The following is a 20,266-nucleotide window of genomic DNA, read 5'->3' as shown; positions in this document are numbered from 1 at the left end:
TACCTGTTAAGGAGCCTTCGAACGTTGGATCAACTTTTTTCCAACATGTGGATAATCTGATTCGCCACCACTTTCGCACTCTGATCATCTGTGCGAATGGTTACATCGGCGATCTCTTCGTAGAGCGGGTTACGTTCGCCAGCCAGCGCTTCGAGCACTTCACGCGGCGGTGAATCCACCTGAAGCAACGGACGTTTTTTGTCACGTTGGGTGCGCGCCAGTTGCTTCTCGATGGTGGTTTCAAGATAAACCACAACACCGCGGGCGGAGAGACGATTACGCGTTTCCCGGGATTTGACGGAACCACCGCCTGTCGCCAGGACGATGCCTTGCTTCTCGGTCAGTTCGTTAATGATTTTTTCTTCGCGATCGCGAAAGCCAGCTTCGCCTTCGACATCAAAAACCCAGCCCACATCCGCTCCGGTGCGTCGCTCAATTTCCTGATCGGAATCGAAGAACTCCATGTTGAGTTGCTGAGCCAACTGACGGCCAATAGTGCTTTTGCCGGCACCCATCGGCCCAACCAGAAAGATATTGCGTTTCTCTGCCATTTTGTCGGTATTACTAAGAATTCGTTAATGATACCCCGCGTTCAGCATTTGCTGGCGGGACAGGAACTGAGACCTCATGAGCGTTAGCAAGAGTCAGATGAAAAATTATCTCAACACTCAAGGCTGTTTGGCAACCGATTATATTGCCTTCAGCACATCCATTTCTGAATTGGCCTGTGTTCGCGAAACTGTAACGCGCCAGCGCTGCGTCTTTACAACGCTGCGTACAGAGGAGTTTTCTGATCTGTTTGCCGGGATTTACCCAGCATAGACGGTTACACCGTATTGAAAATCGCTAAACCTTGTAAGCTAATTCCTCTCCTGCGTCAACGCAGATGGCCTTAAGGGACGCATTTTCCGTTTTATCCAGCCGTAAGCGCTGCTTCCCTGACCAATCGCGGCGTAATGAAGATCACCAGCTCTCTTTTTTTGCGCTGATCAGATTGCTGGCGAAACAACCCGCCAATCAGCGGCACTTTTCCCAGTAGCGGCACCTGATTCTGTCCGCGGGTGCGCTGCTGCTGAAAGATACCGCCTAACGCCAGTGTTTGCCCGTCACTGACCGTGACCTGAGTCTCAATTTCCTGTTTATCGATGGATAATATGTCGCTATCGCCGGTTCTGATGCTGCGACCCGGCATATTCTGACTGATATGGATCTTCAGCTGGATGCGGCCATTGCCGGAAATCGTCGGTGTCACCTCCATACCCAGCACCGCTTCTTTAAACTCAATACTGGTGGCACCGCTGTTTCCTGCCGACACTTCATAAGGAATTTCTGTGCCCTGCTTAATCGAGGCGGTCTGCTGATGTGAGGTAAAGAGGCGCGGACTGGCGATGATTTCAATCTGATTCTCCTGCTCCAGCGCACTTAACTCCAGATCCAGAAGCTGCCCTCCGATGCGCGCCAGCGCCATACCCACGCTGATGCCGGGTGAACTCACCGCCAGCGGAACATCCAGCCGGGGATGATGCAGGATATCTGTTACGGCGGCGTCCCCCGCCTGCAATCCCCACTTCACGCCCAGCTCCTGCAGATGCTCCTCGCTGATAGTGACGATGTGGGCTGACAGTTCAATCTGTTCCAGTGGCAGATCCAGCGCCCGTATCCAGCGCTCCGTCTCTTTTAAAGCCGCCGCACTATCGCGCAGTAACAATGCGTTGGTGCGTTTGTCGACCGTCACGCTACCGCGTGGTGTCATCAGCGACTGACGCTCACTCAGCAGGCTGGCATACACCTCGCTGGCGCTGGCATAACGCAATATCACAGCGCGCTGTTGCAAAGGAACCTGCTGCAACTGCGACTGCTGCTCAGCCTCACGTGCCTGCTGCTGAGCCTGCTGCCAGCTTTCCGGATAGACCAGCAAGACATTATCCTGTTCAACCAGCGTCAGCTTTGCCATGCGCGCCACCAGGTCGAGTGCCTGATGCCAGGGCAGGTTATCCAGCCGCAGCGATAACGAACCTTCAACCTCTGGCGCAATCATCAGATTGATCTGCTGATAGTCAGCCAGCGCCTGCAAAATACGCTCTACCGGGGCGTTATCAAAAGTCAGACTGAGAGGTTCCTCATCAGCGGCGTGAACCGGCAGCAGGCAGCTTAGTAGCAGCAGCAGGGTAGCTATCCTTATCATGCGAACGTCCTTTTAAATAAAATACGGTCTGTTGTGCGTTGCAGCTATTCGGCACCGCTAAGGTGAGGCTGCGGCGGGTCATATTCGCCAGTTGCCAGGGTGCGAATGGAAATGGCTTGCCGGTGCGGGCCGTGACGCTCTCTCCCTGCGGGGTCAGCAGCCAGGCATGGAAATGCGCCTCCCGGCCAATGATCCCCTGCAGACGCCAGCCGGTGAGCGGTTCCACTGACGCCTCACAGACGGAACCGGCTACAGGCCGGAACGGATCGCGCGCCAGTACGCCGCCACAGTACAACAGTAAAATCAGCAGACTATGGCGCATCGTCAGGTTCCAGCCAGAGTTGAGCCACCAGGTACTGCGGCTGCGCCAGCAGCTGGAAATGCACCGGAAACGGTGCGGAAGCCTGGGCAAGCTCGGCAAAAAGCGACTGGAACGCCGGCCACTGCAGATGCAGCGTCAGCATGCGTGAGGGGGCGTCCGGCTGCCACTCTTCCAGCTGGCTACGGCGTGCCGCCAGGATCTCTTCCACTGCACGGCCCGATGCAGATGCTGATCTCGCGATCTGCATCGACTGCAGCTGCGCCTGCAACTGCGCATTATCAGGGTTCTGACGCCACTGGTGCTGGCGCAGCTGCAGAGTGCGGGTCAACTGCAACAGCGTCTGCTGTTCAGCAATTCGCGCCTGCTGCTGTGGCCGTAACCACAGGATCCAGGAGAGCAGCAGCAGACCGGATAAGAGTGCGGCGAGCAAGCCATAGCGCGCAATAGCGGCCATCTGCCACCAGCGCTCCCACCATTCACTCACTGTTCACCTCCTGCATCTCTGCCCGCAGTGAAAACCGATAATGGCCATCAGCCTGACGCTTAACCCCGCCCTGCTTCACCAGACCAAACAGGGCCACAGTGGTTAATTGCTGGCGGAACTGTCGGACTGCCGCCATATCCTGTGCCTGCCCCTCCAGTGTCAGACGGTTGTCGCGCTTCTCCAGCCGGGTCAGCCAGGCGGTGTCGGGAAGTAACGCGGGTAAATCGAGCCAGAACTGCTGCCAGGCGGCCAGTTGTGCAGCCTGCTGGCGATGCTTCGCCTGCTGTTTTTGCATAACCGCGAGCTGGTCCAGTAACTGCTTCTGTTGCGCTAACTGCTGCCCCAGGCTTTCCAGCGCCTGCTGCTGCGTCCTGCTCGCCTGCGCCACCTGCTGACGCGTCTGCTGGATCCGCCAGGTTTGCTGCATCACCACCAGTAACAGGGCGCCAGTCGCCAGTGACAGCACGACCAGGCTCTGTCGCCGCTGCTGTTGCCGACGGCGCTGCCGCCAGGGCAGCAGATTAACCGCGACCATCACTCATCTCCGTCGCGCAGCGCCAGCCCGGCCGCCAGCGCAAAAGCGCCCGGATTCTCCGGCAAAGGTGGCTGCTTATAACGAAACAGATCAAAAGGGGAAAACGCGCTAACGTCTGCAGGCAACGGCGCCTGCTCTGTAGTACACCAGGCGACAGAACGCGCCCCGGGAAAGGCCTGCCGTTGCAGTGCCTCCAGCGTGGCGGCTTCGCCTGTGTCAGCAGCGGTGTGCGCATCGCTCCAGAGCCAGCGGTTATCCTGCTGCAGAACCAGCACCGCGTCGTCCTGCAGCGCTGCCTGCCGGGCTAACCGCTTCAGCGCCTCGGTGGTCAGTTCGAACACCTGCGGCTTTAAACCCGCCTGCAACAGGGGTGCCGCCCACTGGTCGATAATCTCCAGCCGCGCTGCCGTGACGCAGAGCTGCCCGCTCTGCACATCCGGCCGGTAATCCAGCGCCAGCGCAGCGGGCTCCAGCGGAAAGAGACGGCGCGCGGCCGCCTGCACGTAGTGCCCCAGCGCGGGCTCATTCAGCGACTGCGCAGGAAGGGGGAGCTGGCGCTGCAGCACCAGCTGGGCAGGCAATCCGACCCGCAGCGAATAACGGCGTGGTAACCGCTGACGCCAGGTCGTTAAGGCCGCCAGTAATTCAGGCGAAGATTGCAGCACGCCGTTTCTTAACGTATCTTGCGGCAGCCGCTGCTGCCACCAGTGGCGTAGCTGCCAGCCATCACGACGAGGCTGGAGGGCCAGGGCGCAAATCTGCCTATTCTGAATATCCAGCCCAATTTGCCAGGTATGAAAAGCCATACGCGCGATCTCCTTATCGTCCGGGAAAATGGACATATCAAAGCGTCTGGCTTGCCTTTATACTACCGCGCGGTTGTTTATAAACTGCTCAAACGACAACAGATGGGAAATTCCAGGTGAAGTTCGTAAAGTATTTATTGATCCTTGCAGTGTGTTGCATCCTGTTGGGAGCTGGCTCGATTTATGGTTTATACAAATACATAGAGCCGCAGCTGCCCGACGTAAACACACTGAAAGATGTGCGTCTGCAAACCCCTATGCAGGTTTACAGCGCCGATGGCGATCTGATCGCCCAGTATGGCGAAATGCGCCGTATTCCTTTGACTCTGCAGCAAGTGCCACCTGTGATGGTGAAAGCGTTTATTGCGACCGAAGATAGCCGTTTTTATGAGCACCATGGTGTTGATCCGGTGGGTATTTTCCGTGCGGCCAGCGTTGCGCTGGTCTCCGGTCACGCCTCGCAGGGTGCCAGTACTATCACTCAGCAGCTGGCCCGTAACTTCTTCCTGAGCCCGGAACGCACCCTGATGCGTAAAATAAAGGAAGCGTTCCTGGCGATCCGCATTGAGCAGTTGCTGAACAAAGATGAAATACTTGAGCTCTACCTGAATAAGATCTACCTCGGCTACCGTGCTTATGGCGTTGGCGCAGCCTCACAGGTCTATTTTGGTAAGCCGGTTGACCAGCTGTCGCTGAGTGAGATGGCGATGATTGCCGGTCTGCCGAAAGCCCCTTCCACCTTTAACCCGCTTTACTCGCCGAGTCGTGCCCTGTCGCGCCGCAACGTGGTGCTGGCGCGTATGCTGGATCAGCATTACATCACGCAGCAGCAGTATGATGAGGCGCGTAATACGCCGCTGGTCGCGAAGTATCACGGTCCGGAAATCGCTTTCTCTGCCCCCTATCTCAGCGAGATGGTGCGTCAGGAGATGGTGAAACGCTACGGTGAGAATGCCTACACCGACGGTTACAAGGTCTACACCACCGTGACCCGTCGCCTGCAGGAAGCCGCGCAGACCTCAGTTCGCAATAACGTCATGGCCTACGATATGCGTCATGGCTATCGCGGCCCGACCAGCGTGATGTGGAAAGTGGGTGAACCGGCCTGGGATCAGACGAAGATTGAGAAAGCGCTGAAGACGCTGCCGGTCTATGGTCCGCTCAATCCGGCAGTCGTAACGGAAGCGCGCAGCGATGAAGCGACGGTGATGCTGAAAGATGGCAGCAATGTGTCGCTGGCATTAGCCGGTGTGCGCTGGGCGCGTCCTTATAAGTCTGACACCGTGCAGGGCCCGACGCCGAAAAGCGTGACGCAGGTATTGCAGGCAGGCCAGCAGATCTGGGTGCGCAAGGTGGGTGATGAGTGGTGGCTGGGCCAGGTGCCGGATGTGAACTCGGCGCTGGTCTCGCTGGATCCGAATGATGGTGCGGTGCGCGCGCTGGTAGGCGGCTTTGCCTTTAACCAGAGCATGTTTAACCGTGCGACCCAGGCGCTGCGTCAGGTCGGCTCTAACATCAAGCCTTTCCTCTATACCGCCGCAATGGATCGCGGGCTGACGCTCGCCTCAATCCTTAACGATGTGCCGATTTCACGCTGGGATGCGGGTGCGGGTGCTGACTGGCGTCCCAAGAACTCCCCGCCAACTTACGATGGTCCGATTCGTCTGCGTCAGGGTTTAGGCCAGTCGAAAAACGTGGTGATGGTGCGTGCGATGCGTGCGATGGGCGTGGATTACGCCGCTGAGTATCTGCAGCGCTTTGGTTTCCCGGCTCAGAACATTGTTCACACCGAATCGCTGGCATTAGGTGCGGCCTCGTTTACCCCGTTACAGGTGGTGCGCGGCTACTCCGTGATGGCGAATGGCGGCTTCCTGGTCGATCCTTACTTCATCACCCGGATTGAGAACGAACAGGGCGGCCTCGTATTTGAAGAGAAACCGAAGATCGCCTGCCCGCAGTGCAATCTGCCGGTGATCTACGGCGAGACCAAAAAAGCGCTGGCCCTGAATGAAGAGAGCGTCGAGAACGTTGCAGCCTCTAATAACAACCAGAATCAGGCCGTTCCACAGCCTGAACTGGAGCAGGTTCCCGCTCAGGCACAACAGGGTGAGCAGCAATATGCACCCCACGTGATCAACACCCCGCTCACCTTCCTGATCAAGAGCGCGCTGAACAGTAACATCTTTGGCGAACCGGGCTGGATGGGAACAGGCTGGCGTGCCGGGCGTGACCTCAAGCGTAATGATATCGGCGGTAAAACCGGTACCACTAACAGCTCGAAAGATGCCTGGTTCTCGGGTTACGGCCCTGGCGTGGTCACCTCAGTCTGGATCGGCTTTGATGATGCGCGCCGCAATCTGGGCCGCAGCACGCTCTCCGGCGCCATTCCCGATCAGATTTCGGGCTATGAAGGCGGTGCGAAGAGCGCGCAACCAGCATGGGATGAGTACATGAAGAGTGCGCTGGATGGTGTACCGGTGCAGCCGTTAACGCCGCCGGATGGTGTGGTCACGGTGACGATCGATCGCAGCACCGGCAAGCTGGCAAATGGGGGGGGTAACACCCGTCAGGAGTACTTCATCAATGGCACCCAGCCAACCGAATATTCGGTTCATGATGTGGGTACCACCATTATGGATAACGGTGAGAGTCACGAGCTGTTCTGATGTGACCCACGAAACCGCACTGTAAAAAAGGCCGACGTCAGTCGGCCTTTTTTTATTCAGTCACAGATGATATTCAGTAACTCAGCCGCCCCTGCTTCACCAGCCATTCGCGCGCCATAAACAGCGCACTGACATTACGTGCCTCGCGGAAATCGGGCTCATCCAGCAGCGACATCATATCGCTCAGCGGCCAGCGGTGGACAATCAGCGGCTCCGGCTCATCGCCTTCCAGCTTTTCAGCGTAAAGACCTTCCGCCACCACGATGTTCATTTTGCTGGAAAAGTAAGAGGGTGCCATGGTGAGTTTGCCCAGCGTTGTCAGCTGATCGGCACCAAAACCGACCTCTTCTTTCAGTTCGCGAACTGCCGCTTCATTCACGGTTTCACCTGAATCGATCAGCCCCTTGGGGAAACCAAGCTCATAGGTTTCCAGTCCGACGGCATACTCCTGAATCAGGATCAGATGGTCATCAATAATCGGCACAATCATCACCGCTTCACGCTCTGAGGGCTTCATCCGCTCATAAACGCGATGCGCACCATTGCTGAAAGTCAGATCGACCGATTCAATGGTGAATAACCGTGAACGTGCCACGGCGGTGATATTGAGGATGTCAGGTTTTTTTGGAATTTTCATATCAGCCTCAAATTATTTTGCGCCGGCTATCTGGAGCGAATTAGCATACCTAACCACAGGCAATTGTGCGACAGTCAGACAATCACGTTATCGTTACACAGATTACATCGATTGAATAACAGCCTTTGGTTATCAGTTAAGACTAAATTTGCATTAGTCAATATGCTGCGATAAGTTTCAGATAATACCGATATTTAATCCAGTCTGAGCCGGTTACCATTCGGACAAGGCAGGGTTTAACAAATGCTAATCAGATATACGCTGGCACTATTTCATCGGGTGTCTGACTCCTCAGGGTTATATAATCTTCCGGAATGCCTCTTTTATAGTGAGCATAACCGAAAGCGAAAGTTTAAAGTGAAGGCAGCATTTTGGCTGAATTGAGCAGAGCATGAGCACAATCTTGATGATCCTGGCCATAGTGCTGACCTGTTCAATCCTGGCAGGCATTGGGTTCTGGTACGCTATGCGGCATCGTCCGCCGTTGGCGAAACCTCTGCCATTTATCAGTCCGCCCTGCCGTAAACTCTCTGCTCAGGAGCGTGAGGCGGTTGATAAGTATGTCGCCGCGCTGGAAAAGCAGCCCCGTACTACGGTGACGACCGATAAGCGCAGCGCGTCCGAACGTCTGACGCTGACGGCACAGAGCAACAATGTCTATCCCGTTACCCGTGCGATTACCCGCTACGGACTCTCTACGGACGATCCCCATAAATGGCGCTACTACCTTGATGAAGTTGAAGTTCATCTGCCGCCGCTGTGGGAGCAGTACATCGCCGACGAAAACTACGTTGAGTTAATCCGCACCCAATCTATTCCGCTGGTGATCTCGCTGAACGGCCACTCGCTGGTGGATTACGCCGTGGATCAGCAATCGCTGCCGACGCTGATGCGTCCGGTGTCGACCAACGCCTCTATCCGCAAAGCGGAAACGGAAAACGTCGAACTGCTGCAGGTGCGCAAAGAGACGCCGGAAGAGTATCGTCTGTCGCGGCCAGATGGCACGCGTGAAGCGGTGATCATCTCTCTTGCCTTCTTACTCTTCTTCTTCAGCCTGTTAGTCCCCGCAACGCTGATGATCTGGCTGGTGCTGACGGGTGCAGTCATGATTGCCGCCAGCCTGTGGCTGCTCTACCGCATTCCGGGTGAGCGCGGCCTGCGTGACATACACTGCCTGCGCGGCGCGCCAAAGCGCTGGGGCCTGTTCAGCGAATCGAACCAGGAGCAGAGCAATATCACGCTGGGGATTATTGACCTCGCCTATCCACCACACTGGCAGCCTTATGTCGCGCACGATCTGGGACAGGTGACGGATGTGGAGATCTACCTTAACCGTCAGGTGGTGCGTCAGGGTCGCTTCCTGTCGCTGCAGGATGAAGTCAAAAACTTCCCTATTCAGCGCTGGCGGAAAAACGTGGTGCTGGCCTGTGGTTCACTGATGGTGCTGACCATGCTGGTCACCTGGATCCCGCTCGGCATGCCGATCAAACTCAGTCTGGCCTGGGCCAGGGGCACTGACAGCCTGGAGGTCAGCAGCGTCGATAAACTCAGCAGCGTGCCCCTGAATATTGGCGACAACCTCAAAGTGAGCGGTACCGGCATGTGTTCGGTGCCGGACAACTATCAGAGCAACCGAAGTTACGCCTTCATGCCGTTCGACTGCTCGGCAGTCTACTGGAATAACGCCACGCCGTTGCCGCAGCCACAATCGGACATTATTGATAAAGCCGCTGCTCTGCTGGAGACCACCACAAAGCAGCTGCATCCGGAAACCAATACCGATCCTAAACTGAATCCGCAGCTGGCCTCCGCGATTCAGAAGTCCGGCATGATCCTGCTGGATGACTTCTCCGATCTGGTGATGAAAACGCAGGATCTCTGTAATCAGCCACAGGATTGTATGCGCCTGAAAAATGCGCTGGTGAACCTGGGCAATGCCAAAGACTGGGAAGCGCTGATGCGTCGCGCAGATTCCGGCCAGCTAAACGGCATGAATGTGCTGCTGCGGCCGGTCAGTGCCGAAGCCCTGGAAAACCTGGTCAATACCGCCACCTCGACCTTCTTTTTCCGCGAAACCCGTCGGGCGGCAGAAAATCTTAACAGCCCGCCGCCAGGGGGTTTTCTGATCGTCAGCGACGAGGGTCGCCAGCTGGTGAATCAGCCTCAGCCAACCGTGTCGCTGTTTGATCTCGATCCGCCCTCTCAGTGGCGCGAACTGCAACGTATCTCCGCCATGCTGCTGCATACGCCTTTCAGCGCCAGCGGCATCATCACCAGCATTTCAACGGATGCCAACGGCACGCGTCACATCGTGCTGCACAATGAACCGGATGCCATGGCGCAGTGGCGCTATCTCGGCACCGTATTGCTGCTATTGGTGCTGCTGACCTGCGGTGTGATCAATGGGTTACTGGCGCTGCGCCGTATGCACCTTAATCGCCAGCGCATGATCGATATCCAGCACTATTACGACAAGTGCTTCAATCATAACCTCGGCACTTTGCAGAGCGTGCGCCCGATATTCTGAGCCCTGCCCTTCTGTGCTACCCTGTCGCCCGGTTTTTTTACAGGGTGAAACATCCGCATGCTCAACTGGTCTGAGATTGATACCGTGCTGCTCGACATGGATGGCACGCTGCTGGATTTGGCGTTTGATCGTCACTTCTGGCTGGAGCATGTGCCTGAACAACTCAGTCAGCAACGCGGCATCACCCGGGCGGAAGCCGAAGCGATCATCGCGGAAAAGTATCAGGCCGTCGCCCATACGCTAAACTGGTATTGTCTGGATTACTGGGCAGAAGCGCTGGCGCTGGACATCCGTGCCATGACCTGGGCGATGCGCAGCCGCATTGCGCTGCGTGACGATACGTTGCCTTTTTTGCAGGCTCTGCGCCGCGCGGGCAAGTCCACTATCCTGCTGACCAACGCGCATCCTTACAATCTGGACGTCAAACTGGCGCAGACAGGTTTAGCGCCGCACCTTGATTTATTACTTTCCACCCATACCTTTGGGTATCCGAAAGAAGACCAACGTTTATGGAAGGCGGTACAACAGCACACCGGCATTTCTGCGCCGCGCACGCTGTTTATCGATGATAGCGAAGTGATTCTGGATGCTGCGACGTCATGGGGCATCGGCGAGTGCTTAGGCGTAAAGAACCCCGATTCGGGTCGTCCTGAGCAAATCATTCAGCGTCATCGCGCCACCGGCGACTACCGGACGCTGATCTGAGTCAGGAGCAGCAATGAAGAAAGAGAAAAGCAGCGAAGAGGTACGCCTCGACAAGTGGCTGTGGGCCGCGCGCTTTTACAAAACCCGGGCGATTGCGCGGGAGATGATTGAAGGCGGCAAAGTGCATTACAACGGCCAGCGCAGCAAACCCGGCAAGGTGGTAGAGCTGAATGCGGAACTGACACTGCGTCAGGGCAACGATGAACGCACCGTGGTGGTGGCGGACATCAGCGCTCAGCGCCGTCCCGCCAGCGAGGCCCAGCAGCTCTATCGCGAAACCGATGCCAGCATTGAAAAACGCGAAAAAATGGCGCAGGCGCGCAAAATGAATGCGCTGACTATGCCCCATCCCGATCGGCGACCTGACAAAAAAGAGCGTCGCGATTTGATGAAGTTTAAATTATCGGGCGATGAATAACGCCGTCTTAGCTGACGCGCCATCGCCCCGTACCAGTGAGAGAAAAAATATGTCAGCCCAGGATCAACTGCACCGTTATCTGTTTGAAAATGCCGCCGTGCGCGGCGAGCTGGTGAACGTCTCTGACACCTGGCGTGAAACCGTAAAGAACCATGATTATCCGGCACCGGTTAAAACGCTGCTGGGTGAGATGCTGGTCGCCACCAGCCTGCTGACTGCCACGCTGAAGTTTGATGGCGAAATCACCGTGCAATTGCAGGGTGACGGTCCGCTGTCGCTGGCGGTGATCAACGGTAACAACAACCAGGAACTGCGCGGCGTAGCGCGCATCAAAGGCGACATCCCGGACGACAGTACCCTGAAAAGCATGGTGGGCAATGGCTATCTGGTGATCACCATTTCCCCTGAAAAGGGCGAACGTTATCAGGGTGTGGTGGGACTGGAAGGTGAAACCCTGGCGGAGTGCCTGGAAGATTACTTCATGCGCTCAGAGCAGCTGCCAACGCGGCTGTTTATCCGCACCAGCGACAAAGGCGCCGCGGGTATTCTGCTGCAGGTGATGCCGGCGCAGGATACGGAGAAAGAGGTTTTCGACCATCTGGCAACGCTGACCGAAACCATTAAAACGGAAGAGCTGATCGATCTGCCTGCGAATGAAGCGCTGTGGCGTCTCTACCATCAGGAAGAGGTCACCCTCTACGATCCGCAGCCAGTGATCTACAAATGCACCTGCTCGCGTGAGCGCTGTGGCGAAGTACTGACCACGCTGCCGCAGGAAGAGGTTGATGAGATCATCGCGGAAGATGGCAAAATCGACATGCACTGCGACTATTGCGGCTCAAACTACGTGTTTGACGCCGTCGATATCGCCGGTATTCGCAGCCACTCCCTTGAGAATAATAACCAGCTTCACTGATTTATCGGGCGGCTTCTGCCGCCCCTTCCCCGCCGCCCATGCCTATCCCCATAATTTTTCAGACAAATTATCTTTTTTTACTTTCATAACATCTTTTAAACGTTCGAAACATAGCCTTAACGCGCCCTGAGTCGCATTTTTAGATCACTGCCCTTTTTCCCTTAACGCAGAAGAGTAAACTGCGCGCGATCGTGCAAACGCCCGGAAGCCAGAGGCAGATGCCCTGAATTGCCCGGTGATCTTTGCAGGCTGTCGTGACGAAGCGCAGTCGACTATCAGTGATTTGCCGCACCCGATACAACAGCCGGTGGCACGATCCCAACCTATCTCTGCTTTGCAGAACAGACACCGATTTAAGGAGCAGTAAAATGCGCGTTAACGGCCTGACCTCGCAAGACCTTGCCGCTTTGGGCATCGTGGATACCACGGAAGTGGTTTACAACCCTGATTACGACACGCTTTTTCAGGAAGAGACGCGCCCGGACCTCGAAGGTTTTGCTCGTGGCACCCTGACGCAGAGCGGCGCGATTGCAGTAGACACCGGGATTTTCACCGGGCGATCGCCAAAGGATAAGTACATTGTGCGTGACGACACCACGCGCGATACCCTGTGGTGGAACGACCAGGGCACCGGCAAAAACGACAATCAGCCCCTGTCGCAGGAGACCTGGAACGCGCTGAAAAGCTGCGTCACCCGCCAGCTTTCCGGCAAGCGCCTGTTTGTGGTGGATGCGTTCTGTGGTGCCAATGCCGATTCCCGTCTGAGCGTACGTTTTGTCACCGAAGTGGCCTGGCAGGCACACTTCGTGAAGAACATGTTCATCCAGCCTGACGACGCTGAACTGGCCGAATTCACTCCCGACTTTGTGGTGATGAACGGCGCCAAATGCACCAATCCAGACTGGCAGGCGCAGGGTCTTCACTCTGAAAACTTTGTCGCCTTCAATCTGACTGAACGCATGCAGCTGATTGGCGGAACCTGGTACGGCGGCGAGATGAAGAAAGGTCTGTTCGCCATCATGAACTACCTGCTGCCGCTGAAAGGCATCGCCTCGATGCACTGCTCTGCAAACGTGGGTAAAGCGGGCGATGTGGCGGTCTTCTTTGGCCTCTCGGGCACCGGTAAAACCACACTCTCTACCGATCCTGACCGCCAGCTGATCGGCGATGATGAGCACGGCTGGGACGATGATGGCGTGTTTAACTTCGAGGGCGGCTGCTACGCCAAAACCATCAACCTCTCTGAGCAGGCTGAGCCGGAGATCTACCGCGCCATTCGCCGCAATGCGCTGCTGGAAAATGTGGTGGTTCGCGAAGATGGCAGCGTCGATTACGACGACGGCAGCAAAACCGAAAACACCCGCGTCTCCTATCCGATCAATCACATCGACAATATCGTGCAGCCGGTCTCAAAAGCGGGCCACGCGAAGAAAGTGATTTTCCTGACCGCCGATGCGTTTGGCGTGCTGCCACCGGTTTCACGTCTGACACCGGAGCAGACGCAGTATCATTTCCTGTCAGGTTTCACCGCCAAACTGGCGGGGACCGAGCGTGGCGTCACTGAGCCGACCCCCACCTTCTCCGCCTGTTTCGGCGCGGCGTTCCTGATGCTGCATCCGACGCAGTATGCGGAAGTGCTGGTGAAACGGATGGAGGCGTCCGGTGCGCAGGCTTATCTGGTCAATACCGGCTGGAACGGCAGCGGCAAACGCATCTCACTGAAGAATACCCGCGCCATTATCAATGCCATTCTGGCGGGTGAGCTGGATGATGCGCCGATGGAAACGCTGCCGATCTTTAATCTGCAGATGCCGGTTACGCTGGGCGAACTGGATAGTGATACGCTCGATCCGCGTCGTAGCTGGGAGAGTGAGGAGAAGTGGACCGCCGCCGCCGAAGGTCTGGCGCAGCGCTTTATTGATAACTTCGACAAGTACACGGATAACGCCGCAGGTGCTGCGCTGGTGAAAGCTGGCCCGCAACGCTAAAAGAAGCGGCGCGGCAATGAAACTGCCGCGCCGTTTTTATCATCCCGACACGCTGTTGCTGCCGTTGTTGTGGCTCAGCGCCATGCTTTCCACTAACGGCAACCAGGCACGAATGCGTAAACCGCCGCGTTCGCTCTCGCCAATCTCCAGCGAGCCCTGATGGGCATCAATGATACGCTGCACGATCGCCAGGCCCAGACCGGTACCGCTGGTGCTGCGGGCGCTGTCGCCGCGCACAAAGGGCTGGAACAGATGCGCCAGCTGATCCGGCTTGATGCCAGGTCCATCATCTTCCACCTGGAACCAGGCACGATGCAGTTCCCGTCCGCTACTGACCCTGATCCAGCCATTACCGTATCGCGCGGCGTTGACCACCAGGTTAGCCAGTGCCCGTTTAATCGACAGCGGGTTGATATCCAGCATTAACTCTTCCGGCATCACCGCATTTTCGATCTCACGTTCATAGCCGCTTTCAGCGGCCACCACTTCGCCCAGCACACTGTTAAGGTCGGCGCGCTCAGTCTGCATCTCCTGACCGGTACGCAGGTAGTCGATGAACTGTTCGATAATGGCGTTGCACTCTTCGATATCTTTATTAATCGATTCGGCCAGGTAGCCATCCTGCTCGCTCATCATTTCGGTGGCGAGACGAATACGGGTCAGCGGCGTTCGCAAATCGTGGCTGACGCCCGCCATTAACAGCGTGCGGTCATCCGCCAGCTGCTTCACCCCGGCCGCCATCTGGTTAAAGGCGCGGGTCACCGATCGCACTTCTGACGCGCCATACTCGCGCAGCGGCGGCGGAATAATCCCGCGCCCGACCTGCAGAGCGGCGTGCTCCAGATCCACCAGCGGTCGGTTCTGGATGCGGATAAACAGCCAGGCACCGCCAATCGCCAGCAGCATAATCGCCAGGGTGTAGCGGAACAGCGGCGAGAAGTCGCCCTGATGAATCTCAGTCAGCGGCACCCGCACCCAGATATCGGGCGACAGCCAGGTTTTCAGCCAGACGACGGGCGAGTTTTTGTTAACCTCAACCCGCACATCGGTGGGACCGCCAAGCTGCTGGCCCATCTGCTCGCTCAGGAATTCATAGTGCTGCGCCCATCGCAATCCGCTCTCCTCTGCTGCTGCATTGGTGTAGAGCGAGATCCCCAGTTCGCGGTAGATTTCCCGGCGAAACGCCGGTGGCACTTCCAGCTGCGTGCCATCTTCCAGCTGCAACCGGTCGGTCATCAGCATACGAACTTCGTAAGCGAGCACCTTATTGAACTGTTGCAGGCTGGGAAGAATGGCGAAGTTCAGCACGACCAGATAGGTCGTTACCAGGCTGACAAACAGCAGGGTAACGATCAGCAGCAGGGTGCGGGCAAACGAACTGCGAGGCGAGAAGCGCAGTCGCTTCATGCTTTACTGCCGTCCGGCACAAAGACGTAGCCCAGACCCCAGACGGTCTGGATATAACGCGGGTGCGCAGGATCCTCTTCCACCATGCGACGCAGGCGGGAGATCTGGACGTCAATCGAACGTTCCATGGCGCTGTATTCACGGCCACGCGCCAGGTTCATCAGCTTATCGCGAGACAGCGGCTCACGCGGGTGGCTGACCAGTGCTTTCAGCACCGCAAACTCACCGCTGGTCAGCGGCATCGGCTCATCTTCACGGAACATCTCGCGGGTGCCGAGGTTAAGTTTGAACTTACCAAAGGCGATGATCGCCTCTTCCTGCGAAGGCGCGCCTGGCAGTTCATTGGCCTGACGGCGCAGCACCGCACGGATGCGCGCCAGCAGCTCACGCGGGTTAAAGGGTTTAGGAATATAGTCGTCAGCGCCGATCTCCAGCCCCACGATACGATCCACCTCTTCGCCCTTGGCGGTCACCATAATAATCGGCATCGGGTTGCTCTGACTGCGCAGACGACGGCAGATAGAGAGACCATCCTCGCCCGGCAACATCAGGTCGAGCACCATCAGATGAAAGGATTCACGGGTTAACAGACGATCCATCTGCTCGGCATTAGCGACACTGCGCACCTGAAAGCCCTGCTCGGTGAGATAGCGTTCAAGCAGTGCACGCAGACGCATATCATCATCGACGACCAGAATTTTGTAGTTCTCTTGCATTTTCAACTCCCAAAGGCGCTATTGCCTGAGCCAACATTGTTAAAAAAAGATGCCTTATAGTGACAGTCATTAATGGTTTATATTCTAGCCAAAATTGTTACAAAGCATATTAAACAGGAGCTTATATTTGATTTAAGGCGATTTCGGGGCAGTTTTAACGCGTCTGGTGCTGCCCGGCCCCTGTTACGGCAAATCTGAAAAAACGGCTCTGTTTCTCTGAATCGCTGGCGTCAGAAGCGGGCCAGTTTTTATTCGATGAACGAATTCAGCAAGTTAGCAGACAATTTGACTTAATGATCAGCCATCACTGTGGATAAGCTCCAGATAATCTACCTCAACAGTAGCCAGGCAGCATAATATTCCAGCAAACCTGCGTAACGCCCCACTCTCCTCTCGGATTAGTTTCAGCGGTGCCACCAGCAAGACCAGTTGAAATTAAAGTCCGTTAAATCAATCAGTAAAGCCAACTTTTCGCCTTCTCCGTTTTCAACCAGACTGCTCAGGCAACATTCGATGTCTCAACGGGGATTACACACAATGAAAAAAACAATTTTACTGCTGAGCGCGCTGGCATTAAGCAGCGTCACTCCAGCTTATGCTGCCACAGCCACCGGTGAAGCAGCTGGCGCAGCGGCAACCACCACAGCACAAGGTAACTCTAACGCCATCGGTGTTGGCGCAGTCGCAGCCCTGCTGGGCGTTGCGCTGGCCACCATGGGCGGCGGCGGCGGTGACGGTCACAGCACCGGTACATCGACCACCACGGCGACTCACGCCGGTAAATAAGTATCACGACTTCTTTTACAGCTTCAGATTACTGGCTTCAGATTGTTGTTCAGCACCAACCCTTTCGCCGCCGGGGAAGTCAACGTGGGTTTTTAGCCTTTAAAAACCCTTTCCCCGCCCTTTTTTGCCGCGCCCCCTTTGTCTTACACTGTTCCTCTTTGGATCTCTCTGGCCGGTATAGCATGAAAACCCGACTCATTACCCGCGAAGGCTTCGATAAGCTGAAAGCAGAACTCGACTATCTCTGGCGTGAAGAGCGACCGGAAGTGACAAAAAAAGTCACCTGGGCTGCCAGTCTTGGCGATCGCAGTGAAAATGCCGATTATCAGTACAACAAAAAACGGCTGCGTGAAATCGACCGTCGCGTTCGCTATCTGACCAAAAGTCTTGAACAGCTGCGTATCGTTGACTATTCACCCCAGCAGGATGGCAAAGTCTTCTTTGGCGCCTGGGTGGAAATTGAAAACGATGAGGGCGACCTCAAACGCTTCCGCATTGTGGGCTACGATGAGATTTTTGGCCGCAAAGATTACATCTCCATCGACTCGCCCATGGCGCGGGCGCTGCTGAAAAAAGAGGTCGGCGATGCCGCCACCGTCGAGACGCCAGTGGGGCCGGCACTGTGGTATATCAACGCGATTGACTACCCGCAATAACCCTTCAGATTATCTCTGAAAGCCGCCCGCGTCTCTGGCAATTTTAACCATCAATCCGTATAACTGTCGGCTATTTCTCAACCCGGAAAGCAAGACAATCCTGATGATGAAAGTTCTGAGCCAGATAATTGCCAGTGAGCTCCAGGCGCGTCCAGAGCAAGTTGACGCCGCCGTTCGCCTGCTGGATGAAGGGAATACCGTGCCGTTTATCGCACGCTATCGTAAAGAGGTCACCGGCGGGCTGGATGATACCCAGTTGCGCCAGCTGGAAACCCGCCTCAGCTATCTGCGTGAACTTGAAGAGCGACGCCAGTCGATTCTGAAGTCGATTGACGATCAGGGGAAACTCACTGACGACCTCGCCCGCGCGATCAACACCACCCTCAGCAAAACCGAGCTTGAAGATCTCTACCTGCCCTACAAACAGAAACGCCGGACGCGTGGACAGATCGCTATCGAAGCGGGTCTGGAGCCGCTGGCGGAGACACTGTGGCAGGAGCCGTCTCACATTCCTGAGCAGCTTGCCGAACAGTATGTCGATGCCGACAAAGGCGTCGCCGACGTCCGTGCCGCGCTGGATGGTGCCCGCTACATTCTGATGGAGCGTTTCGCTGAAGATGCCGCGCTGCTGGCGAAGGTGCGCAATTACCTGTGGAAAAATGCCCATCTGGTGTCACGCGTGGTGGAAGGCAAAGAGGAAGCGGGCGCGAAGTTCCGCGACTACTTTGATCACCACGAAGCGCTCAGCGGCGTGCCGTCGCACCGTGCGCTGGCGATGCTGCGTGGCCGCAACGAAGGCGTGCTGCAACTGTCGCTGAATGCCGATCCGCAGTTTGATGAAGCACCGCGTGAAAGCCATGGTGAAACGCTGATTGCTGAGCACCTGAACCTGCGCCTGAATAACGCTCCTGCCGACAGCTGGCGTAAAGCGGTGGTGAGCTGGACGTGGCGCATCAAGGTGATGCTGCATCTGGAAACGGAGCTGATGGGCACGGTGCGCGAACGCGCAGAAGATGAAGCGATTAACGTCTTTGCCCGCAACCTGCACGATCTGCTGATGGCCGCTCCCGCCGGTATGCGCGCCACCATGGGGCTGGACCCAGGCCTGCGCACCGGTGTCAAAGTGGCGGTGGTCGATGCCACCGGCAAGGTCGTCGCGACCGATACCGTCTATCCGCATACCGGCCAGACAGCGAAAGCCGCGGCCGCCGTAGCGGCACTCTGCATTAAGCATCAGGTTGAGCTGGTGGCGATTGGCAACGGCACCGCTTCACGTGAAACTGAGCGCTTCTTCCTGGATCTGCAGCAGCAGTTCCCGCAGGTCACGGCGCAGAAAGTGATTGTCAGTGAAGCTGGCGCATCTGTCTATTCGGCCTCAGAACTGGCGGCGCTGGAGTTCCCGGATCTCGATGTTTCGCTGCGCGGCGCGGTGTCGATTGCCCGACGTTTGCAGGATCCGCTGGCTGAGCTGGTGAAAATCGACCCGAAATCGATCGGTGTGGGTCAGTATCAGCATGACGTCAGTCAGAGCCAGCTGGCGAAGAAACTCGACGCGGTAGTGGAAGATTGCGTGAACGCCGTCGGCGTTGACCTCAACACCGCCTCGGTGCCGCTGCTGACCCGCGTGGCGGGCCTGACGCGCATGATGGCGCAGAATATTGTCGGCTGGCGTGATGAGCATGGCCGCTTCCAGAACCGTCAGCAGTTGCTGAAAGTGAGCCGCCTTGGGCCAAAAGCCTTTGAGCAGTGTGCGGGCTTCCTGCGCATCAACCATGGCGATAACCCGCTGGATGCCTCAACTGTGCATCCGGAAGCCTACCCGGTGGTGGAGCGCATCCTGGCCGCCACCGAGCAGGCACTGAGCGATCTGATGGGCAACGCAGGCAGCCTGCGTAATCTCAGCGCCCGCGATTTCATTGATGACCGTTTTGGTCTGCCGACCGTCACCGACATCATGAAAGAGCTGGAGAAGCCGGGCCGCGATCCGCGTCCTGAGTTTAAAACTGCACAGTTCGCTGAAGGCGTAGAGACGCTGAACGATCTGACGCCGGGCATGATCCTCGAAGGTGCCGTCACTAACGTGACCAACTTCGGTGCATTTGTGGATATCGGCGTGCATCAGGATGGCCTGGTGCATATCTCTTCGCTCTCCGATCGCTTCGTGGAAGATCCGCATCAGGTGGTGAAAGCGGGCGATATCGTCAAAGTGAAAGTGATGGAGGTCGATCTCCAGCGCAAGCGTATTGCTCTGACCATGCGTCTTGATGAGCAGCCAGGCGAAGGCAATGCCCGTGGTGGCGCGAAGAACGCTGCTCCGCGCGAAGAGAAACGTCAGAACAACGCGAAAGGTCGTCCGCGTCCGGTCAGCTCGTCAGCAGGTAACAGTGCGATGGGTGATGCGCTGGCTGCGGCTTTCGGTAAAAAACGCTAAGCTTTTCAGGGGGCCACTGCCTGGCCCCCACTTCACGCCCTTCTCCCCGGTTGAAAATCCCCGCCATCGCGCTACGCTAAA

The 20,266-nt window shown here is 56.7% G+C and carries 19 protein-coding genes; 10 read left to right on the top strand and 9 right to left on the bottom strand.

Features of this window, described 5'->3' with window-relative positions; genetic code table 11:
- Positions 1-29: 29 nt before the first annotated feature.
- Positions 30-551 carry a shikimate kinase AroK gene (gene aroK / locus ACVKSX_RS15540; protein WP_003852989.1) on the bottom strand — a complete coding sequence of 174 codons (522 nt, stop codon included), beginning with the start codon at positions 549-551 and terminating at the stop codon, positions 30-32.
- Positions 552-648: 97 nt separating this feature from the next.
- On the opposite strand from aroK, the gene ACVKSX_RS15535 reads away from it, so the two are divergent.
- Positions 649-822 (top strand): hypothetical protein, encoded by a 174-nt coding sequence (locus ACVKSX_RS15535; protein ID WP_223265993.1) that lies wholly within the window; start codon positions 649-651, stop codon positions 820-822.
- A 91-nt stretch (positions 823-913) separates the two neighbouring features.
- Here ACVKSX_RS15535 and hofQ read toward each other — a convergent pair whose 3' ends face one another.
- From hofQ to pilM, 5 genes are read right to left on the bottom strand one after another with little or no spacing between them, the layout of a single operon-like run.
- The gene (hofQ, locus tag ACVKSX_RS15530) at positions 914-2,185 is read right to left on the bottom strand and encodes a DNA uptake porin HofQ (RefSeq protein WP_172608216.1); all 1,272 of its coding nucleotides are present in this window, start codon (positions 2,183-2,185) and stop codon (positions 914-916) included.
- Positions 2,124-2,507 carry a DUF2531 domain-containing protein gene (locus tag ACVKSX_RS15525; protein ID WP_354439451.1) on the bottom strand — a complete coding sequence of 128 codons (384 nt, stop codon included), beginning with the start codon at positions 2,505-2,507 and terminating at the stop codon, positions 2,124-2,126. The genes hofQ and ACVKSX_RS15525 overlap by 62 nt, the downstream gene beginning before the upstream one ends.
- A complete protein-coding gene (locus ACVKSX_RS15520; protein WP_010671566.1) occupies positions 2,497-2,991 on the bottom strand; it encodes a HofO family protein in 495 nt (164 codons plus the stop codon). The genes ACVKSX_RS15525 and ACVKSX_RS15520 overlap by 11 nt, the downstream gene beginning before the upstream one ends.
- Positions 2,984-3,526 (bottom strand): PilN domain-containing protein, encoded by a 543-nt coding sequence (locus ACVKSX_RS15515; protein ID WP_172608215.1) that lies wholly within the window; start codon positions 3,524-3,526, stop codon positions 2,984-2,986. Before ACVKSX_RS15515 ends, ACVKSX_RS15520 begins: the two co-directional genes overlap by 8 nt.
- Complete coding sequence (gene pilM, locus ACVKSX_RS15510) at positions 3,526-4,332, bottom strand: type IV pilus biogenesis protein PilM (protein WP_122889877.1); 807 nt, start codon at positions 4,330-4,332, stop codon at positions 3,526-3,528. Before pilM ends, ACVKSX_RS15515 begins: the two co-directional genes overlap by 1 nt.
- A 116-nt stretch (positions 4,333-4,448) precedes the next feature.
- On the opposite strand from pilM, the gene mrcA reads away from it, so the two are divergent.
- Positions 4,449-6,998, top strand: coding sequence for a peptidoglycan glycosyltransferase/peptidoglycan DD-transpeptidase MrcA (mrcA, locus tag ACVKSX_RS15505; RefSeq protein WP_354439448.1), 2,550 nt, complete (start codon positions 4,449-4,451; stop codon positions 6,996-6,998).
- 73 nt (positions 6,999-7,071) lie between these two features.
- Here mrcA and nudE read toward each other — a convergent pair whose 3' ends face one another.
- On the bottom strand, positions 7,072-7,635 hold the full coding sequence (nudE, locus tag ACVKSX_RS15500) for an ADP compounds hydrolase NudE (protein WP_010253151.1): 564 nt from the start codon (positions 7,633-7,635) through the stop codon (positions 7,072-7,074).
- Positions 7,636-8,026: 391 nt separating this feature from the next.
- Here nudE and ACVKSX_RS15495 point away from each other — a divergent pair, with 391 nt between their 5' ends.
- The 5 genes from ACVKSX_RS15495 (at position 8,027) to pckA (ending at position 14,189) form a co-directional block, all read left to right on the top strand.
- Entirely contained in the window at positions 8,027-10,162 is a 2,136-nt protein-coding gene (locus tag ACVKSX_RS15495) for an intracellular growth attenuator family protein (RefSeq protein ID WP_033773015.1), read from the top strand.
- A 57-nt stretch (positions 10,163-10,219) separates the two neighbouring features.
- The gene (gene yrfG, locus ACVKSX_RS15490; RefSeq protein WP_354439447.1) at positions 10,220-10,867 is read left to right on the top strand and encodes a GMP/IMP nucleotidase; all 648 of its coding nucleotides are present in this window, start codon (positions 10,220-10,222) and stop codon (positions 10,865-10,867) included.
- A gap of 13 nt (positions 10,868-10,880) precedes the next feature.
- Positions 10,881-11,285 (top strand): ribosome-associated heat shock protein Hsp15, encoded by a 405-nt coding sequence (hslR, locus tag ACVKSX_RS15485; protein ID WP_010253159.1) that lies wholly within the window; start codon positions 10,881-10,883, stop codon positions 11,283-11,285.
- A 49-nt stretch (positions 11,286-11,334) separates the two neighbouring features.
- Positions 11,335-12,201, top strand: a complete 867-nt coding sequence (gene hslO / locus ACVKSX_RS15480) for an Hsp33 family molecular chaperone HslO (protein ID WP_010671560.1) — start codon at positions 11,335-11,337, stop codon at positions 12,199-12,201.
- Between the two features lie 368 nt (positions 12,202-12,569).
- Positions 12,570-14,189 (top strand): phosphoenolpyruvate carboxykinase (ATP), encoded by a 1,620-nt coding sequence (gene pckA / locus ACVKSX_RS15475; RefSeq protein ID WP_010253165.1) that lies wholly within the window; start codon positions 12,570-12,572, stop codon positions 14,187-14,189.
- Positions 14,190-14,228: 39 nt separating this feature from the next.
- On the opposite strand, the gene envZ is transcribed toward pckA, so the two are convergent.
- Positions 14,229-15,596, bottom strand: coding sequence for a two-component system sensor histidine kinase EnvZ (gene envZ / locus ACVKSX_RS15470; RefSeq protein ID WP_010253168.1), 1,368 nt, complete (start codon positions 15,594-15,596; stop codon positions 14,229-14,231).
- A complete protein-coding gene (gene ompR / locus ACVKSX_RS15465) occupies positions 15,593-16,312 on the bottom strand; it encodes an osmolarity response regulator transcription factor OmpR (protein WP_003853014.1) in 720 nt (239 codons plus the stop codon). The genes envZ and ompR overlap by 4 nt, the downstream gene beginning before the upstream one ends.
- A gap of 537 nt (positions 16,313-16,849) precedes the next feature.
- On the opposite strand from ompR, the gene yjbE reads away from it, so the two are divergent.
- The 3 genes from yjbE to ACVKSX_RS15450 all read left to right on the top strand — a co-directional run bounded on the left by yjbE (position 16,850) and on the right by ACVKSX_RS15450 (position 20,185).
- On the top strand, positions 16,850-17,098 hold the full coding sequence (yjbE, locus tag ACVKSX_RS15460) for an exopolysaccharide production protein YjbE (RefSeq protein ID WP_010253177.1): 249 nt from the start codon (positions 16,850-16,852) through the stop codon (positions 17,096-17,098).
- Positions 17,099-17,280: 182 nt separating this feature from the next.
- Positions 17,281-17,754, top strand: a complete 474-nt coding sequence (gene greB, locus ACVKSX_RS15455) for a transcription elongation factor GreB (RefSeq protein ID WP_010253180.1) — start codon at positions 17,281-17,283, stop codon at positions 17,752-17,754.
- Positions 17,755-17,857: 103 nt separating this feature from the next.
- On the top strand, positions 17,858-20,185 hold the full coding sequence (locus ACVKSX_RS15450; RefSeq protein WP_354439444.1) for a Tex family protein: 2,328 nt from the start codon (positions 17,858-17,860) through the stop codon (positions 20,183-20,185).
- Positions 20,186-20,266: the final 81 nt, after the last annotated feature.

This window comes from Pantoea sp. PvP021 (assembly GCF_054056055.1).
The sequence above is the reverse complement of the archived record's forward strand: the minus strand, read 5'-3'. Positions and strand labels throughout refer to the sequence as shown.

What these genes read in the sequence shown, in the direction of transcription:
- envZ (WP_010253168.1), bottom strand. Translation starts at nt 15,596, where the DNA reads ATGAAGCGACTGCGCTTCTCGCCTCGCAGTTCGTTTGCCCGCACCCTG.
- greB (WP_010253180.1), top strand. Translation starts at nt 17,281, where the DNA reads ATGAAAACCCGACTCATTACCCGCGAAGGCTTCGATAAGCTGAAAGCA.
- yjbE (WP_010253177.1), top strand. Translation starts at nt 16,850, where the DNA reads ATGAAAAAAACAATTTTACTGCTGAGCGCGCTGGCATTAAGCAGCGTC.
- hslR (WP_010253159.1), top strand. Translation starts at nt 10,881, where the DNA reads ATGAAGAAAGAGAAAAGCAGCGAAGAGGTACGCCTCGACAAGTGGCTG.
- ACVKSX_RS15535 (WP_223265993.1), top strand. Translation starts at nt 649, where the DNA reads ATGAAAAATTATCTCAACACTCAAGGCTGTTTGGCAACCGATTATATT.
- pilM (WP_122889877.1), bottom strand. Translation starts at nt 4,332, where the DNA reads ATGGCTTTTCATACCTGGCAAATTGGGCTGGATATTCAGAATAGGCAG.
- nudE (WP_010253151.1), bottom strand. Translation starts at nt 7,635, where the DNA reads ATGAAAATTCCAAAAAAACCTGACATCCTCAATATCACCGCCGTGGCA.
- ACVKSX_RS15515 (WP_172608215.1), bottom strand. Translation starts at nt 3,526, where the DNA reads ATGGTCGCGGTTAATCTGCTGCCCTGGCGGCAGCGCCGTCGGCAACAG.
- pckA (WP_010253165.1), top strand. Translation starts at nt 12,570, where the DNA reads ATGCGCGTTAACGGCCTGACCTCGCAAGACCTTGCCGCTTTGGGCATC.
- aroK (WP_003852989.1), bottom strand. Translation starts at nt 551, where the DNA reads ATGGCAGAGAAACGCAATATCTTTCTGGTTGGGCCGATGGGTGCCGGC.
- ACVKSX_RS15525 (WP_354439451.1), bottom strand. Translation starts at nt 2,507, where the DNA reads ATGCGCCATAGTCTGCTGATTTTACTGTTGTACTGTGGCGGCGTACTG.
- ompR (WP_003853014.1), bottom strand. Translation starts at nt 16,312, where the DNA reads ATGCAAGAGAACTACAAAATTCTGGTCGTCGATGATGATATGCGTCTG.
- yrfG (WP_354439447.1), top strand. Translation starts at nt 10,220, where the DNA reads ATGCTCAACTGGTCTGAGATTGATACCGTGCTGCTCGACATGGATGGC.
- hofQ (WP_172608216.1), bottom strand. Translation starts at nt 2,185, where the DNA reads ATGATAAGGATAGCTACCCTGCTGCTGCTACTAAGCTGCCTGCTGCCG.
- hslO (WP_010671560.1), top strand. Translation starts at nt 11,335, where the DNA reads ATGTCAGCCCAGGATCAACTGCACCGTTATCTGTTTGAAAATGCCGCC.
- ACVKSX_RS15450 (WP_354439444.1), top strand. Translation starts at nt 17,858, where the DNA reads ATGATGAAAGTTCTGAGCCAGATAATTGCCAGTGAGCTCCAGGCGCGT.
- ACVKSX_RS15495 (WP_033773015.1), top strand. Translation starts at nt 8,027, where the DNA reads ATGAGCACAATCTTGATGATCCTGGCCATAGTGCTGACCTGTTCAATC.